A 16,638-nucleotide genomic window follows, 5' to 3' on the forward strand; every position below is an offset into this window, starting at 1 on the left:
CTCAGGCGAGGGAGCCGTAGAGGCCGGGGCGGCGGTCGGCGAGATACGGGTTGGCGGCGCGGGAGGCGGCCAGGAACTCCGGGTCGACCTCGCCGATCACCAGTTCCTCGCCGCGTCCGGCGCGGGTGCGGACCACCCCGTCGGGGCCGGCCAGACAGCTGAGCCCGACGAATTCGAACTCCCCTTCCGGGCCGGTGCGGTTGACGTACGCCACGTACATCTGGCTCTCGAAGGCCCGTACGGGGACGACGGATTCGGCGACGAACTGGAAGGGGTGCATCTGCGCGGTGGGCACCAGCAGCAGATCGGTGCCGGCCAGGGCGTGCGCCCGGACGTTCTCCGGGAACTCGACGTCGTAGCAGATCAGCAGTCCGATGCGGATGCCGTCGAGGTCGGCCTGGACGACGGTCTGCTCGCCGGGGGTGAACCACTCCTGCTCGAAGCAGCCGAACAGGTGGGTCTTGCGGTAGTTCGCGAGCCGGACGCCGTCGGCGCCGATCAGCTGGGAGGCGTTGAAGATCCGCTCCCCGTCACGCTCGGGGTAGCCGTAGAGGACGGCGAGGCCGTGGCGTACGGCGATCTCGGCGATCGCCGCGGCACCGGGTCCGTCGGCGGGCTCGGCCAGTTCGGGCACGGCGTCGCCGATGGCGTATCCGGTGAGGAACAGCTCGGGGGCGACCAGCAGCCGGGCTCCGGCACCGGCGGCCCGGCCGGCGGCCTCGTCCAGCGTCTTCAGGTTCTCGGCGACGGCGCCGGGCCGTCCGGAGCTCTGGAGCAGGGCGGTGCGCAACGACGGCATGGCTGACCTCGGGCGGTGCGGGCGGGGTGGGGAGACGTATCGAAGGTACGTGGCCCGGATCGGCCCGGACAAGGCGCGAGCGTTGCGCGTCGACCGTTGATTCGTTGCGCGGAAAGGGCCTCGGGCAGCGAATCGTTGCGTCGGGCATCACCGCAGGTCAGCGGGGTGATGTGCGCCACCCGCCTCAGGCCGGCGGGGCCTCCGCGGAGTAGCGGCGCAGCAGCGGCGAGAGCACCAGGACGGACTTGGTCCGCTCGACGTACGGCTCCCCCGCGATGCGCTCCAGGACCTGTTCGAAGTGGCGCATGTCGGCGGCGAAGACCTGCACCACCGCGTCCGCCTCGCCGGTCACCGTGGAGGCCGAGGCGATCTCCGGGTAGCGGGCGAGGCCCTGCTTGATGGCGTCCGGGGAGGTGTTGCGGCTGCAGTAGATCTCGATGAACCCCTCGGTCTCCCAGCCGAGCGCCGCGGGGTCGACCCGCACGGTGAACCCGGTGATCGCACCCTCGGCACGCAGCCGGTCGACGCGGCGTTTCACGGCGGGGGCGGAGAGGCCGACGATGGCGCCGATGTCGGCGTAGGAGCGCCGGGCGTCTTCGGCGAGGGCGTGGACGATGCGTTCGTCGAGGTCGTTCAGGCGCACGTCGGGCGGTTCGCTATCTCTGCGGTGGGTCTGCTTGCGGGAGGCGGTGCGTGCCGCCTCCCGCAGTAGACCACGGGCCGCCGCTCCGGGCGCGCCCGGAGCGGCGGAACCGGCCGTCAGAAGGGGAACTGCGAGCGGCCGTGCTGGATGGAGATCCACTTCTGGGTGGTGAAGGCCTCGATCATCGAGTCGCCGTTCAGCCGGCCGAGGCCGGAGCTCTTCTCGCCGCCGAAGGGGACGATCGGCTCGTCGTGGACGGTGCCGTCGTTGATGTGGATCATGCCGGTGTGGATGCGCTGTCCGACCCGCACCCCGCGCTCGATGTTGCCGGTGTGGACGGCGCCGCTGAGCCCGTACGGGGTGTCGTTGGCGATGCGGACGGCCTCGTCCTCGCCGTCGAAGGGGATCAGCAGGGCGACGGGCCCGAAGATCTCCTGCTGCAGGACGGGCGAGTCGGCGGCGAGGCCGGTCAGCACGGACGGGCTGACGAGGTTGCCGTCGGCGCGGCCGTGCAGGAGGGCCGTCGCCCCGGCCGCCACGGTCTGGTCGACGAGCTTGGAGACGGACTCGGCCTGCGAGGAGTTGATCAGCGGACCGATCTGGGTGGCCGGGTCGGCGGGGTCGCCGACGACGAGGGACGCGACCTTGGCGACGAACTTCTCGGTGAACTCGGCCTCGACCGCGCGGTCGACCAGGATGCGGTTGGCGGCCATGCAGACCTGGCCCTGGTGGACGTACCGGCTGAAGACCGCGGCGTCGACGGCGTAGTCGACGTCCGCGTCGTCGAGCACGATCAGGGCGCTGTTGCCGCCGAGTTCGAGGACGGCGCGCTTGAGGTTCTGGGCGCAGACGGTGGCGACGTGGCGGCCGACCTTGTCCGAGCCGGTGAAGGAGATGATCCGCGGCACGGGGTGCTCCAGCAGGGTGTCGCCGATCTCCGCGATGTCGGTGATCACGACGTTCAGCAGTCCGGCGGGCAGCCCGGCGTCCTCGAAGACCTTGGCGAGCAGGGTGCCGCCGCAGATCGGGGTGTTCTGGTGCGGCTTGAGGACCACGGCGTTGCCGAGGGCCAGCGCGGGCGCGACGGACTTCAGGGAGAGCAGGAAGGGGAAGTTGAACGGGCTGATCACTCCGACGACGCCGGCGGGCACGCGGTAGACGCGGTTCTCCTTGCCCTCAGTCGGCGAGGGCAGGATCTGTCCGGCGGGGCGCAGCGCCAGCTGGATCGCCTCGCGGAGGAACTCCTTGGCCAGGTGCAGTTCGAAGCCGGCCTTCAGCCGGGTGCCGCCGAGTTCGGCGACGATCGCCTCGCCGATCTCCTGCTCGCGCTCCTCGACGATGCGCAGCGCCTTCTCCAGGACGGCCCGCCTGCTGTACGGGTTGGTGTCGGCCCACGCCTGCTGGGCGCGCTCGGCGGCCCGGTAGGCCTGGTCGACCTCGTCGGCGGTGGCGACCGGGATCGAGGCGAGCTTCTCCCCGTCGAACGGGTTGAAGTCGATGATGTCCCAGGACCCCTTCCCCGGCCTCCACTCGCCGTCGATGTACTGGTGGGCCAGGTCAGTGAAGAAGGACATGAGATCCCTTACCGCAGAGAGGCAGGTAGCTGAGTGCGGTTCATATTACTGAGATTTCAACAGAGTTGAAGCGCCGCCCCCGGCCACCTGGGCACACCGGAAACGGTCCCGCCCCCTCCGGTACGGAACAGCCGGAGGGGGCGGGGACGTTGACGTGCTCGGGGATCAACTCCAGCTGGCGTGCAGCGGCTTGCCCTCGGCGTAGCCGGCGGCGCTCTGGACGCCGACGACCGCCTTCTCGGCGAACTCCGCGAGCGAGCCCGCACCGGCGTAGGTGCAGGACGAGCGGACGCCCGCGATGATCGAATCGATGAGGTCCTCGACGCCCGGACGGGCCGGGTCGAGGAACATCCGCGAGGTGGAGATGCCCTCCTCGAAGAGCGCCTTGCGGGCGCGGTCGTAGGCGGACTCGTCCGAGGTGCGGTTCTTCACGGCACGGGCCGAGGCCATCCCGAAGGATTCCTTGTAGAAGCGGCCGTCGGCGGACTGCTGGAGGTCGCCGGGCGACTCGTACGTGCCCGCGAACCACGAGCCGATCATCACGTTGGACGCGCCGGCGGCGAGCGCCATGGCGACGTCGCGCGGGTGCCGGACGCCGCCGTCCGCCCAGACGTGCTTGCCGTGCTTCCTCGCCTCGGCGGCGCACTCCAGGACGGCGGAGAACTGCGGACGGCCGACGCCGGTCATCATCCGGGTGGTGCACATGGCGCCGGGCCCGACACCGACCTTGATGATGTCCGCGCCCGCCTCGATCAGGTCGCGTACGCCCTCGGCGGCGACGATGTTGCCCGCGACGATCGGGACCTGCGGGTCGAGGGCCCGCACGGCCTTCACCGCGCTGATCATGGATTCCTGGTGGCCGTGGGCGGTGTCCACGACGAGGACGTCGGCGCCCGCGTCGAGGAGCTGCTTGGCCTTGCCGGCCACGTCGCCGTTGATGCCGACGGCGGCCGCGATGCGCAGCTTGCCCTCGGCGTCGGTGGCGGGGGTGTAGAGCGTGGCGCGCAGGGCGGCCTTGCGGGTGAGGATGCCGACGAGGCGGCCGTCGGCGTCGACCGCGGGGGCGAGCTTGCGGTTGGCGCCGTCGAGCTTGTTGAAGGCGTCGCGCGGGTCGATGTCCGCGTCCAGCAGCACGAGGTCCTTGGACATGACCTCGGAGAGCTGGGTGAAGCGGTCGACGCCGCTGAGGTCGTGCTCGGTGACGACACCGACGGGACGGCGGTCGGCGTCGACGACGACACCCGCGCCGTGCGCCCGCTTGGGCAGCAGCGAGAGCGCGTCGGCGACGGTCTGGCCGGGGGTCAGCTCGATCGGGGTGTCGAGGACGAGGTGGCGCGTCTTGACCCAGGAGATGACGTCGGTGACGACCTCGATCGGGATGTCCTGGGGGATGACGACGAGGCCGCCGCGGCGGGCGACGGTTTCGGCCATCCGGCGGCCCGCGATGGCGGTCATGTTGGCCACCACGAGCGGGATGGTGGTGCCGGTTCCGTCGGGCGACGAGAGGTCCACGCCCTGGCGGGAGCCGACCGCGGAGCGGCCCGGGACCATGAAGACGTCGTCGTACGTGAGGTCGTACGGGACCGCGGGGGACTCTGTGTAGCGACCGGTACCCGGCTCAAGAAAACGCATAAGACTCATTTTTTCATACGAAACCGCGCAGGTCGTTTCCCCGAAGACACAGCAAAAGACCCCCGCTTTCGTCTGATCCTCCGAAGAGGCGGCCGGGGGTCCCGGGCAAGTGAACCTGCCTTACCCACGGACTCTACCCGAACGGGATTCGAAGCATTCGTGATCACCATCCCTGGACCGGGTGACAAGGGGTCAGGTAGCTTCAAAGCCGCAGGTCCCGGGGGTGTCAAAAGCCTCGACCCGACTCGTCGGCAACCCTGGGCACACCGTTAGACCGGAGAGGATCCCGATCCGCCTGTGGACAGCGAACTGCCGGACATCTACTGCCCGTTCCCGCAGCGGACCAATCCGCACGTGGCGCACACCCGGGGGCATCTGGACGACTGGACCAGACGGACGGGTCTGGTCCATCGCGAGTCCGCGAGGAACCGATTCGAACAAGCCGATTTCGGGGCGTTCGTCGGCATGGTCTACCCGACGGCCGACGAGGAACACCTCGATCTGGTGGCCGACTGGTTCGTCTGGCTCTTCCTGGTCGACGACCAGCTCGACGACGGCCACCTCGGCCGCTCACCCGCCCTGGTGAGAAGTGTGGTCGAACGGATGCGCGCGGTCGTCGACGGCTCCGCCCCCGAGCCGCTGCCGGGCGAGGAGGTCCCGGCCGCCGTGACCGCCCTGGCCGACTTGTGGAAACGTACGACGCCGAACGCCGCCCCGCACTGGCGGACCCGGTTCGCCTGGCATCTGGTGACCTACCTGACGACCGCCACGACCTGGGAGGCGGGCAACCGCGCCGAGGACGTGGTGCCCTCGGAGGAGGCGTACATCGCCAAGCGGCGGCACACCGGTGCCATCCACGTCTGCATGGACCTCATAGAGATCGTGGCGGGCATCGAGGCCCCGGAGTCGCTCCACAACGACCCCCGCTTCATCACCGCCCTGGAAGCCGCGTGCAACCACGTCTGCTGGGCGAACGACGTGTACTCCTTCGAGAAGGAGCAGATGCTCGGCGAGATCCACAACCTCGTCCACCTGGTCCGCCACCACCGGAGCCTCGGGGAGCAGCAGGCGCTGGACCACGTCGCGGAGCGGCTCGCGATGGAGACCGAGCGGTTCCTGACCGCCGAGGACGAGTTGCTGGAGCTGTATCCGGAGCTGTCCGGGCTGCTCGTTCCCTACCTGGACGGCATGCGGAGCTGGATGCGCGGCAATCTGGACTGGTCGCGCCAGACGCCCCGCTACAACCCGGCGGACGTGGGGCAGTACGAGGAGCCCGAGGAGTATCTGGAGGAGACGGTGCTGGGCGTCCCGCCCGCGCGCACCGAGGCCGCCGCCCCCGCTCCGTGCGTGGCCAAGGCTCCCCCGGACGGCTGAGGGAGGGACGACAGACCGAGGGCCGTGCACCTTGCGGGGTGCACGGCCCTCAGCGGGTTCTCGGCGTCACTCGCCGTCGGGGTCGGCCCGCTCCAGCGCCGGGCGGACGCCCGCCGCGGACTCGGTGAGCAGGTAGTCGGCCGCGGCGGTGTCCGTGACCAGGCTGGTGACCAGGCCGGAGCGGAGCACCGCGCCGATGGCCGCCGCCTTGCGCTGGCCGCCCGCGATCGCGACCACCTCGGGGATCCGGCGCAGCCGGTCCGCCTCCACGGTGATGCAGCGCTCCCCCAGGTCGCGGCCGACCCGGCGGCCTTCCGCGTCGAAGAGGTGCGCGGACATCTCGGCCGCGACGCCGAGCGAGGCGTAGTGGGCGCGCTCCTCGTCCGAGAGCATGTCGTGGACCGTGGAGATGCCGGGCTCCCAGGAGCCGATGGAGACGGCGGCGACGGTGACCTTGTCGAAGTACTCGAAGGCGCGGGCGATACCGGTCTGATCGCGCAGCGCGGCGGCCGTCGCGGGGTCGGGCAGCAGCATCGGTGCGTAGATGGGGTGCGCCTCGCCGCCGGAGACCTGGGCGGCCCGGCGGACCGCCTCGACCGAGCCGCGCTCGGCGGTGCCCGCGTCGTACACCCCGGTCAGCTGGACGACCGTGCAGGGCGGCAGCCGGTCGAGGGCGGCCGCCATGTGGATGGTGGAGCGGCCCCAGGCCAGGCCGAGCACATCGCCCTCGGCCACCAGCTCGCCCAGGAGGTCGGCCGCGACCTCGCCCAGGTTCTCCGGGTCGGCGGCGTCGTCCTGTTCCTCGGCCGGGGACTCGACGACCACCGCGTGCCGCAGCCCGTAGCGGGCGCGCAGGGCGTCGGAGCGTTCGGCGTCCAGCTCGGCCGGGACCCGGATCTCGATGCGCACGAGATCGCGTTCGAGGGCGGTCTCCAGGACCCGGGCCACCTTGAAGCGGCTCACGCCGAACTCCTCGGCGATCTGGATCTTGGACTTGCCCTCCAGATAGAACCGGCGGGCCATGGCCGCCGCCTGCACCAGCTCCGCGGGTCCCATCCGCATGGCTGACCGACCCGCCGAGATGCCAGACACCGCGATCTCCTCACTGCTGTTCACACGCCCGATACGCCGTTCATCCTGTCAGATCCGGCGATCCTTGATCGGCCCTGTCGGACCGCGTTCATCTGTCCTTGGTTCAGTGGTCGCATGCCCAGGGGGCCGCGGCCGTCGCCACGTCCGCCAGGGCCCGCAGGTCCCGCACCGCCGCCGCCGGGTCCGCCGCCCCGTAGACCGCGGATCCGGCCACGAAGACATCGGCTCCGGCCTCGGCGCAGCGTTCGATGGTGGTGGCCGAGACCCCGCCGTCGACCTGGAGCCACAGTTCGAGACCGTGCTTGCTGATCAGCTCCCGGGTACGCCGGATCTTCGGCAGCATGATGTCCAGGAAGGCCTGCCCGCCGAAGCCCGGCTCGACCGTCATGATCAGCAGCATGTCCAGCTCGGGGAGCAGGTCCTCGTACGGCTCGATGGGCGTCGCGGGCTTGAGCGCCATCGAGGCGCGCGCCCCCTTCGCCCGGATCTCCCGCGCGAGGCGCACCGGCGCCGCGGCGGCCTCCGCGTGGAAGGTGACGGACCCGGCGCCGGCCTCCACGTAACTCGGGGCCCAGCGGTCCGCGTCCTCGATCATGAGGTGGCAGTCCAGCGGGGTGTCCGTCGCCTTGCTGAGCGCCTCGACGATCGGCACGCCGAGGGTCAGATTCGGCACGAAGTGGTTGTCCATGACATCGACGTGGAGCCAGTCCGCGCCTTCGACCGCCTTCGCCTCCTCGGCGAGACGCGCGAAATCGGCGGACAGGATGCTGGGGTTGATCTGCGCCATGCCCCAAGCCTGCCACGTCTGCGGCCGGTTCCCCGCCTCGATCCCCTCCGAAGCCTCACACGGCCCTCACAGTCCGCACATTCTGGGCATTTTGCCAGCGCTTTGCTTTTCTTTTGCCGTACGGGCGGACGCGCTGACGCGGTGATATTCAGCCGGTCCGGCGCAGCAGAGCCAGATACATCGCGTCCGTGCCGTGCAGATGCGGCCAGAGCTGGACGTCGGGCCCCTCGCCCAGGGCGGGCACCCCGGGCAGCAGCGGGCGGGCGTCGATCCACTCCGCCTCGACCGACTCCCCGCCGCGCCCCTTGAGCACGTCCTCGACGACCACCCGAGTCTCCGCGAGATGCGGCGAGCAGGTGGCGTAGGCGACCGTGCCGCCGACCCGCACGGCCTTCAACGCCTCGCGCAGCAGGCCGCGTTGGAGCGGGGCGAAGGCTTCCAGGTCCTCGGCGCGCCGCCGCCAGCGGGACTCCGGACGGCGGCGCAGCGCACCGAGGCCGGAGCAGGGCACGTCCATCAGGACGCGGTCGAAGGTGCCGGGCAGCCACGGCGGGCGGGTGCCGTCGGCGGTGATCACCTGGTACGGCCCCGGGTTGCCGGCGAGTGCCCGCTCGACCAGCCGGGCGCGGTGCGGCTGCTTCTCGGCGGCGAGCAGCGTCGCGCCGCGCTCGGCGGCGAGCGCGGCGAGGAGGGCGGCCTTGCCGCCGGGACCCGCGCAGCCGTCCAGCCAGCGGGTGTCACGGCCCTCGACGGGGACGGCGGCCAGGGCGGCGGCGACGAGCTGGCTGCCCTCGTCCTGGACGCCCGCCCGGCTCTCCCGGACGGCCTCCAGCGCGCCGGGCTCGCCGCCCTCGGCCATCCGCACGGCGTACGGCGACCAGCGGCCGGGCAGGGAGTTGTCCTCGCCCAGCGCCTTGACCAGCTCCTCGGTGGTGGAACGGCCGGGGCGGGCGACCAGGGTGACCTCGGGCCGCTCGTTGTCCGCCTCCAGGAGGTCCTCGATGCCCGCCCGGCCGCCGCCCAGCGCGTCCCAGAGGGCGGAGACGATCCAGCGGGGGTGGGAGTGGACGACGGCGAGGTGGTCCTCGGCGTCCTCGTCGTACGGCGGGGCGACCTTCTCGACCCAGCCGTCGAGGTCGTGCGCGGTGACCTTGCGCAGCACCGCGTTGACGAACTTCGCACGCCCCTCCCCCAGCACCACCCGGGCCAGCTCCACACTGGCGGAGACGGCCGCGTGGGTGGGGATACGGGTGCCGAGCAGCTGGTGGACGCCCATGTTGAGGACGTCCAGGACCGGCGGGTCGACCTCGCGCAGCGGCCGGTCGATGCAGGCCGCGACGATGGCGTCGTACGTGCCCTGGCGGCGCAGCGTCCCGTAGACCAGCTCGGTCGCCAGCGCCGCGTCCCGGCCGTCGAAGTCGCCCTTGGCCCGGGCCTTCTTCAGCAGCGGGGGCAGCACGAGGTTGGCGTACGCGTCGCGTTCGTCGACGGCCCGCAGCGCCTCGAAGGCGAGGAAGCGGACCGGGTCCTTCTTGGGCCGGCGGTGAGGCTTGGCGGGACGGCGACGCGGCTGGTCGTTCACGTGAAAGGTGCTCCGCTGAAGGTGAGGGGGGCGAACCCTCCCAGCCTACGACGCCGTGCACGGCCTCCCGAACGGCAGCCCGGGGCTCGCGGACGCCGCCCCGGGCCCCGGAATCCCGCTACAGGCCCAGCAGCTCGCCGTGGGCGATCCTCACGCCGCGCGCCCAGTCGGCCGCCCGCATCGGCTTCTTGCCCTGCGGCTGGACCCAGAGCAGCTCGACGGCGTGCGATCCGGTGCCCACGTACACGTTGTTCTTGGCGGCCGACAGCGCGCCGGGGGCCAGGTCCGTGCGGTCCAGGACGGGGGCCGCCTGGACCAGCTTGAGCCGCTCGCCGCGGAACAGGGTCCAGGCGCCGGGGGCCGGGGTGCAGCCGCGCACCACCCGGTCGACGCGCAGGGCGGGGTCGGACCACTGGACCTGGGCGTCCTCGACGGTGATCTTCGGGGCCAGGGTGACGCCCTCGTGCGGCTGGGGCACGGCGTGCAGCGAGTTGTCCTCGATGCCGTCCATGGTGGCGGCGAGCAGTCCGGCCCCGGCGAACGCGAGCCGGGTGAGCAGGTCGCCGCTGGTGTCGGTGGGGCGGATCTCCTCCGTGAGGACGCCGTAGACCGGGCCGGAGTCCAGCCCCTCCTCGATCAGGAAGGTCGACGCACCGGTCACCTCGTCCCCGGCCATCAGGGAGTGCTGCACGGGGGCCGCGCCCCGCCAGGCGGGCAGCAGCGAGAAGTGCAGGTTGACCCAGCCCCGGGCGGGCACGTCGAGGGCGACCTTGGGCAGCAGGGCGCCGTAGGCGACGACCGGGCAGCAGTCCGGGGCGATCTCGCGCAGCCGGGCGAGGAACTCCTCGTCCCGGGGCCTGACGGGCTTGAGCACCTCGATCCCGGCCTCCTCCGCCCGCTCGGCCACCGGGCTCGCGACGAGTCGGCGCCCCCTCCCGGCGGGAGCGTCGGGACGGGTCACGACGGCGGCCACCTCATGGCGGTCGGAGGCGATCAGGGCGTCCAGGGCGGGGACGGCGACTTCGGGGGTGCCGGCGAAGACGAGCTTCATGGGTGGCTGACTGCCTCTCGGGCCAAGACGTACGGAGACGAGCAGCACACCAGTCTAGGGTCTCGGACCGGACCGGGCCCGGCCGCTCCCCTGCGCGGGCCTCACCGCTCCCCCGCGCGGGCCCGGCCGCTCCCGGCGCGGACCTCGCCGCTCCCCTGAGCGGGCATCGCCGCTTCTCTTGCGCCGGGGCGGCGACGCTCTTGCGCCGGGGCGGCGACCAAGGGGCGTACGCGCGCCGCGCACGCCCCGTGCATATGCACATACGCCCCGATAGCGTGACCACATACCCGGCTCGGGCGTTGGTCAAAGGAGATTGACCGAAGCGGGCCGTCCCGATTGCGGCCCGGTCCCTTTCAACGCCGGTTCGAGAGGCTTCTTCATGGCCGACCACGCAACGCACGACGCCCAAGCGCGGGCCAGTCTGCATCTTCTGGTGCGGGACATCGAGCGGGTCAGGCGGCAGGTGGACGCGCTGCGCACCCTCACCGCCCAGCTGGGCAATGTCTACCGTCCGCGCCGCTCCGGCCCTTCCGCGGGCTTCGTCGTCTACGGCAGGGCCCCGGCCCCCACCGTCCGCCTCGCGCAGGAGCTGCGGGACAGCGTCGAGACCCTGGTGACGGCCGCGGTGGACTTCGACCGCTCGCTGGGCTTCTCCTGGGACGCGGTGGGCTCCGCCCTCGGCGTCACCAAGCAGGCCGTCCACCGCCGGTACGGAACCCGCCGCGCCACCCCGCAGCCCGCCGCCGAGACGGGCGGCGACTCCACCGCCGTGCCGCGCCCGGTCTCCGTCGGCTCCGGCCTCACCGGATCCTCCGCCAAGGGGTCCGGTTCCCCGGTGCCCACGGTCCCGGCGGCCCGTTCGATGCCGCCGCAGCCGTCGGCGGCCCCGCAGCCGGCCCGTGAGGAGCTGCGCCCCGGCGTGTTCCCGGGCCCGCGCAACGGCTGACCGCACGCCGCCCTGCTGCCCCACCGTGCCGGTCGCACGGCGGGGCAGTCCCCTGTCCGGGGGCCGCGGGCTCCGAGGCCCGCAGGTCGGCTCAGGCGCGGGCCGGGCCCGGGCCGCGGGAACGCCGGGACCGGCTCAGCCGATGTCGGGCGGGTCGATCCTGATCCGTATCGGTTCGCCCGCACCCTTGGCCGTACGGGCCGCCAGCGCCGACTTCAGGGCCCGGGCGAGCGCCGCCCCGCGCCCCGGGACCACCCGGATCAGGGCCCGCTCCCAGGTCTCGCCCGGCGGCGCGTCCCCCGGCCTGCGGGCCCGCCCGGGCGCGGCCGAAGGGGCCGGCACCGGTCCCAGGATCTCGGCCTCCGGCGGCAGTCCGGCGGTCCGCAGGAACGCGGCCAGGGCCTCGGGCGGGCCGGTCACCGAGGCCATCCGGGAGACCGGCGGGAAGCCCAGCTCGGCACGGTCCGCCAGCTCCCGCCGGGCGAACCCCGCCGGATCCCAGCGGACCAGCGCCTGCACCGCACGCTCCGTCGGCTCGGCCACGACCACCACCGTGCCGCCCTCCTCCTGCCCCCGCACCAGCGCCGAAGCCGCCAGCCAGCGGCGCAGCGCCTCCTCCCCCGCGCGCAGATCGGGCCGGCCGAGCATGGCCCAGCCGTCCAGGAGCAGGGCCGCCGCGTACCCGCCCTCGGCGACGGGCTCCGCGCCGGGCGTGGAGACGACCAGGGCCGGGGCGTCGGGCACCGCGTCGAGGATGTGGTCGCGCCCCGAGGTGCGGACGGGCACGGCGGGAAAGGCCCGGCCCAGCTCCTCCGCGGTGCGGCGGGCGCCGACGATCCGGGCGCGCAACCGGGTGGAGCCGCACTCCGGGCACTCCCAGGCCCGCTCGGCCTGCCCGCACCAGGCGCAGTTCAGATCCTGCTGGTCCGGCGCCTCCAGGGGCCCCGCACAGTGCCGGCAGCGCGCGGGGGTGCGGCAGCGTTCGCAGGCGAGGCGGGGGGCGTAACCGCGCCTCGGCACCTGGATCAGCACCGGTCCGGTGCGCAGGCCGTCGCGCACGGCCCCCCAGGCGAGGCTGGGCAGCCGGGCGGAGCGGGCGGCCCCGTCGCGGGCCAGCTCGCCGTCCCCGACCGTGCGGATCAGCGGCGCGGCCCGGCGCAGCCGTTCGCGGTCCGCGAGGAGGGGCAGCGCCCAGCCGCTCTCCACGAGCTGGGCGGCCTCGACCGTACAGCTGGTTCCGCCGAGCAGGAAGCCGCAGCGGCCCTGGGCCGCCCGCAGCTCCAGGACCTCGCGGACATGGGGGAAGGGAGCGTTGTCGTCGCTGTGGCTGGAGTCGCCGTCGTCCCAGACGACGACGAGGCCGAGGTCGCGGACCGGGGCGAACATGGCGGCCCGGGTGCCCACGACGGCCCGCACCGAGCCCCGGCGCACCGCGAGCCACTGGCGGTAGCGCTTCTCGGGGCCCGATTCGGCGGTCAGCAGGGCGTGCCTCCCCGCGCCGAGGGCTTCGGTCAGGGCCGCGTCGACCCGTGCGGCGGCCCGCCCGTCCGGGACGACGACGAGGGCGCCGCGCCCGGAGGAGAGCGTCGCCGCGACGGCTCCGGCGATCTCCGCGGGCCAGTGCGGTCCGGGCAGGGCGGTCCACACCGCGCGTGGGGCGCCGCCCTCGGCCAGTGCGCGCAGGAAGGTCGGGCCCTGGGCGTACCGCTCCCAGGTGCCCGGGGCAGGGGGCGGAGGCGGGGGCAGCGGGTCCGGGGAGGGCTTGGCCTCGGCGCGGCCGTTGCGGGGCGGGACGGCGAGCTGGAGGACGTCGGCGAGGCTGCCCGCGTACCGGTCGGCGACGGCGCGGCAGAGGGCGAGCAGCTCGGGCCCGAGGACCGGCTCTGGGGAGACCACGGAGGCGAGGGCGGCCAGCGCGCCCTGATAGTCGGAGTCGGCGCGGCGCTCGACGACGAAACCGTCGATCAGGCCGCCGCCCTCGCGCCGGCCGCCCTGGACGTTGCGCCCGCCGGCCCCGAACCGGACCCGCACCCGGACGCCCGGCTGTGCGTCGGCGTCCAGCTCCCGGGGGACCGCGTAGTCGAAATACTGGTCGAGGTGGAGGACGCCCTTGTTGACCAGAACGCGGGCGACGGGCAGCTCCTCGGCGAGGGGCGCGCCGCGCCAGGTCCGCGGCTTGGCGCGCGGCACCTTCGCCCGGCGCACGGTCTCCCGGATCAGCGCAAGCTGCTCCGGCGCCCCGGCACCCGGTTCGGCGGACTGCTCGTTCTCGCTGCTCACAGCTGAATTCCTACCAGAGACCACCGACAGTCCGGAGAGCGCGGACATGCGTGGGGGGGCATGGCAGCGGGGCCCGGACACCGCGTTCGATGTCCGGGCCCCGCCGTCACTCAGTGCCGATGCGCTTGTACAGCCCTTACAGACCCGCGGCCGCGCGCAGCGCGTCCACCCGGTCCGTGCGCTCCCAGGTGAAGTCCGGCAGCTCCCGGCCGAAGTGGCCGTACGCGGCGGTCTGGGCGTAGATCGGGCGGAGCAGCTCGAGGTCCCGGATGATCGCGGCCGGGCGGAGGTCGAAGACCTCACCGATCGCGTTCTCGATCTTCTCGGTGTCGACCGCGGCGGTGCCGAAGGTCTCGACGAAGAGACCGACGGGCTCGGCCTTGCCGATCGCGTACGCGACCTGGACCTCGCAGCGGGCGGCCAGACCAGCGGCCACCACGTTCTTGGCGACCCAGCGCATCGCGTACGCGGCGGAGCGGTCGACCTTGGACGGGTCCTTGCCCGAGAAGGCGCCGCCACCGTGGCGGGCCATGCCGCCGTAGGTGTCGATGATGATCTTGCGGCCGGTGAGGCCGGCGTCGCCCATTGGGCCGCCGATCTCGAAGCGGCCGGTCGGGTTCACCAGGAGGCGGTAGCCCTCGGTGTCCAGCTTGATGCCGTCCTCGACGAGCTGCGCGAGCACGTGCTCGACGACGAACTCGCGGATGTCGGGGGCGAGCAGCGAGTCCAGGTCGATGTCCGAGGCGTGCTGCGAGGAGACGACGACCGTGTCCAGCCGGACCGCCTTGTCACCGTCGTACTCGATGGTGACCTGGGTCTTGCCGTCGGGGCGCAGGTAGGGGATGGTCCCGTTCTTGCGCACCTCGGACAGCCGCCGGGAGAGGCGGTGCGCGATGTGGATCGGGAGCGGCATGAGCTCCGGGGTCTCGTCGCAGGCGTACCCGAACATCAGGCCCTGGTCGCCCGCGCCCTGCTTGTCGAGCTCGTCCTCGTCACCCTCGACCCGCTTCTCGTACGCGGTGTCGACGCCCTGGGCGATGTCCGGCGACTGGGCGCCGATCGACACCGAGACGCCACAGGAAGCACCGTCGAAGCCCTTTTTGGAGGAGTCGTAGCCGATCTCCAGAACCTTGTTGCGCACGAGGTTGGGGATGTCGGCGTAGGCCTTGGTGGTGACCTCGCCCGCGACATGCACCAGACCGGTGGTGATCAAGGTCTCGACGGCGACGCGCGAGGAGGGGTCCTCACGCAGGAGCGCGTCGAGAATCGTGTCGCTGATCTGGTCAGCGATCTTGTCGGGGTGACCCTCGGTGACGGATTCCGAGGTGAAAAGACGGCGGGACACATCGCTCCCTGGGGTTGCAGCGGCTGCTGGCTGATCATGGGTGGTACGTCCGAGAGCTGCGCTCGGCGCGTACCGTCGGCCAGTTTATCGGTCACTTCCGGCGACCGGGCCAGGTGTCTCGCCCTTTGGGAGGTTCGTGACGTCCGACACACGGATCACCAGTAGGACAATTCACCCTCCTCGGTCGCCGTTTTCGGCGTTATGAGGCGTTTTAGCTCGACCGAAGGGCTGATCAGGAATTCGGCTGGAACCTGGCGGAAACCAGATCCCAGACCGTGTCGGCAAGGGCTTCCTTGGGGCCGTACGGCACCGGCGTCTCCTGGCCGTCGGCGGCGAGGACGACCGCCTCGTTCTCCTCCGAGCCGAAGGTCTTGCGCTCCCCCACCTCGTTGACCACGAGAAGGTCGCAGCCCTTGCGGCGGAGCTTGGCACGCCCGTTGGCCAGCACGTCGTCGGTCTCGGCGGCGAATCCGACGACGATCTGGTCCGGCCGGGCCCGCTCCCCCGCGACCTCGGCGAGGATGTCGGGGTTACGGACCAGGGTGAGCGCGGGCGCCTCCTCGCCGTCCTGCTTCTTGATCTTGCCGGTGGCGTACTCGGAGGGACGGAAGTCGGCCACCGCGGCCGCCATCACCACCACGTCCGCGTCGGCGGCGGCCTTCACCACGGCCTCGCGGAGCTGGACGGCCGTGCCGACCCGCAGGACGTCGGCCCCGGCCGGGTCGGGCAGCCCGGTGTTGGCCTCGATCAGGGTGACCCGGGCTCCCCGGGCCACGGCGGTGCGCGCCAGCGCGTACCCCTGCTTGCCGGAGGAGCGGTTGCCCAGGAAGCGCACCGGGTCGAGCGGCTCGCGGGTGCCACCGGCACTGATCACCACATGGCGGCCCACGAGATCGGTCCCGGGAACTCCGCGCGCCAGCACCCGGCGGCAGACCTCGAAGATCTCGCCGGGGTCGGGCAGCCGGCCCTTTCCGGTGTCGACGCCGGTGAGCCGCCCGACGGCGGGCTCGATGACGACGGCGCCCCGGCGGCGCAGGGTGGCGACGTTCTCCTGGGTGGCCGGGTGCTCCCACATCTCGGTGTGCATGGCGGGGGCGAAGACCACCGGACAGCGGGCGGTCAGGAGCGTGTTGGTGAGCAGGTCGTCGGCGAGCCCGTGGGCGGCCTTGGCCAGCATGTCCGCGGTGGCCGGGGCGACCACCACCAGGTCGGCCTCCTGTCCGATCCGCACGTGCGGGACCTCGTGGACGTCCTGCCAGACCTCGTCGGAGACCGGGTGGCCGGAGAGCGCCGACCAGGTGGCCGCCCCCACGAAGTGCAGCGACGCGGCGGTCGGGACGACCCGTACGTCGTGGCCGGACTCGGTCAGCCGACGCAGCAGCTCGCACGCCTTGTAGGCGGCGATGCCCCCGCTGACCCCCAGGACCACCTTCGGCTTGTCCACTGCGTCTCCCCGCACTCGGCACCGTAACGGCAACATGTGCGTCCCATGCTGCCTCACCGCGCGCGGCCCGTTCACCCGGCCCCGGACAC

Annotated in this window: 13 protein-coding genes; 2 read left to right on the forward strand and 11 right to left on the reverse strand. The window is 72.6% G+C overall.

Annotated features, from left to right (window positions below; translation table 11 throughout):
• Nucleotide 1: 1 nt before the first annotated feature.
• The 4 genes from IE145_RS13025 to IE145_RS13040 all read right to left on the reverse strand — a co-directional run bounded on the left by IE145_RS13025 (nucleotide 2) and on the right by IE145_RS13040 (nucleotide 4,648).
• Entirely contained in the window at nucleotides 2-799 is a 798-nt protein-coding gene (locus IE145_RS13025; RefSeq protein WP_189521086.1) for a carbon-nitrogen hydrolase family protein, read from the reverse strand.
• A gap of 184 nt (nucleotides 800-983) precedes the next feature.
• Nucleotides 984-1,442 (reverse strand): Lrp/AsnC family transcriptional regulator, encoded by a 459-nt coding sequence (locus IE145_RS13030; RefSeq protein ID WP_003970382.1) that lies wholly within the window; start codon nucleotides 1,440-1,442, stop codon nucleotides 984-986.
• 116 nt (nucleotides 1,443-1,558) lie between these two features.
• Nucleotides 1,559-3,016: an aldehyde dehydrogenase family protein gene (locus tag IE145_RS13035; RefSeq protein WP_189521087.1), complete on the reverse strand. Its 1,458-nt coding sequence runs from the start codon at nucleotides 3,014-3,016 to the stop codon at nucleotides 1,559-1,561.
• Between the two features lie 165 nt (nucleotides 3,017-3,181).
• Entirely contained in the window at nucleotides 3,182-4,648 is a 1,467-nt protein-coding gene (locus IE145_RS13040; RefSeq protein WP_189521088.1) for a GuaB1 family IMP dehydrogenase-related protein, read from the reverse strand.
• Between the two features lie 297 nt (nucleotides 4,649-4,945).
• Here IE145_RS13040 and IE145_RS13045 point away from each other — a divergent pair, with 297 nt between their 5' ends.
• A complete protein-coding gene (locus tag IE145_RS13045; RefSeq protein ID WP_189521089.1) occupies nucleotides 4,946-6,022 on the forward strand; it encodes a terpene synthase family protein in 1,077 nt (358 codons plus the stop codon).
• Between the two features lie 66 nt (nucleotides 6,023-6,088).
• Here IE145_RS13045 and IE145_RS13050 read toward each other — a convergent pair whose 3' ends face one another.
• From IE145_RS13050 to fmt, 4 genes are all read right to left on the reverse strand, one after another.
• Entirely contained in the window at nucleotides 6,089-7,084 is a 996-nt protein-coding gene (locus IE145_RS13050; protein ID WP_189521090.1) for a sugar-binding transcriptional regulator, read from the reverse strand.
• Between the two features lie 133 nt (nucleotides 7,085-7,217).
• The gene (gene rpe, locus IE145_RS13055; RefSeq protein ID WP_069737320.1) at nucleotides 7,218-7,901 is read right to left on the reverse strand and encodes a ribulose-phosphate 3-epimerase; all 684 of its coding nucleotides are present in this window, start codon (nucleotides 7,899-7,901) and stop codon (nucleotides 7,218-7,220) included.
• Between the two features lie 148 nt (nucleotides 7,902-8,049).
• Nucleotides 8,050-9,483, reverse strand: a complete 1,434-nt coding sequence (locus IE145_RS13060) for an RsmB/NOP family class I SAM-dependent RNA methyltransferase (RefSeq protein WP_189521091.1) — start codon at nucleotides 9,481-9,483, stop codon at nucleotides 8,050-8,052.
• A gap of 118 nt (nucleotides 9,484-9,601) precedes the next feature.
• Nucleotides 9,602-10,534, reverse strand: a complete 933-nt coding sequence (gene fmt, locus IE145_RS13065) for a methionyl-tRNA formyltransferase (RefSeq protein WP_189521092.1) — start codon at nucleotides 10,532-10,534, stop codon at nucleotides 9,602-9,604.
• Nucleotides 10,535-10,913: 379 nt separating this feature from the next.
• Here fmt and IE145_RS13070 point away from each other — a divergent pair, with 379 nt between their 5' ends.
• Nucleotides 10,914-11,480: a hypothetical protein gene (locus IE145_RS13070; RefSeq protein WP_189521093.1), complete on the forward strand. Its 567-nt coding sequence runs from the start codon at nucleotides 10,914-10,916 to the stop codon at nucleotides 11,478-11,480.
• Nucleotides 11,481-11,615: 135 nt separating this feature from the next.
• On the opposite strand, the gene IE145_RS13075 is transcribed toward IE145_RS13070, so the two are convergent.
• The 3 genes from IE145_RS13075 to coaBC form a co-directional block, all read right to left on the reverse strand.
• Nucleotides 11,616-13,760 (reverse strand): primosomal protein N', encoded by a 2,145-nt coding sequence (locus IE145_RS13075; RefSeq protein ID WP_189521094.1) that lies wholly within the window; start codon nucleotides 13,758-13,760, stop codon nucleotides 11,616-11,618.
• Nucleotides 13,761-13,896: 136 nt separating this feature from the next.
• Entirely contained in the window at nucleotides 13,897-15,105 is a 1,209-nt protein-coding gene (metK, locus tag IE145_RS13080) for a methionine adenosyltransferase (RefSeq protein ID WP_189521095.1), read from the reverse strand.
• A gap of 232 nt (nucleotides 15,106-15,337) precedes the next feature.
• Nucleotides 15,338-16,549, reverse strand: a complete 1,212-nt coding sequence (coaBC, locus tag IE145_RS13085; RefSeq protein WP_189521096.1) for a bifunctional phosphopantothenoylcysteine decarboxylase/phosphopantothenate--cysteine ligase CoaBC — start codon at nucleotides 16,547-16,549, stop codon at nucleotides 15,338-15,340.
• Nucleotides 16,550-16,638: the final 89 nt, after the last annotated feature.

It is taken from the genome of Streptomyces sindenensis, assembly GCF_014649035.1.
GTDB classification, from domain to species: domain Bacteria; phylum Actinomycetota; class Actinomycetes; order Streptomycetales; family Streptomycetaceae; genus Streptomyces; species Streptomyces sindenensis.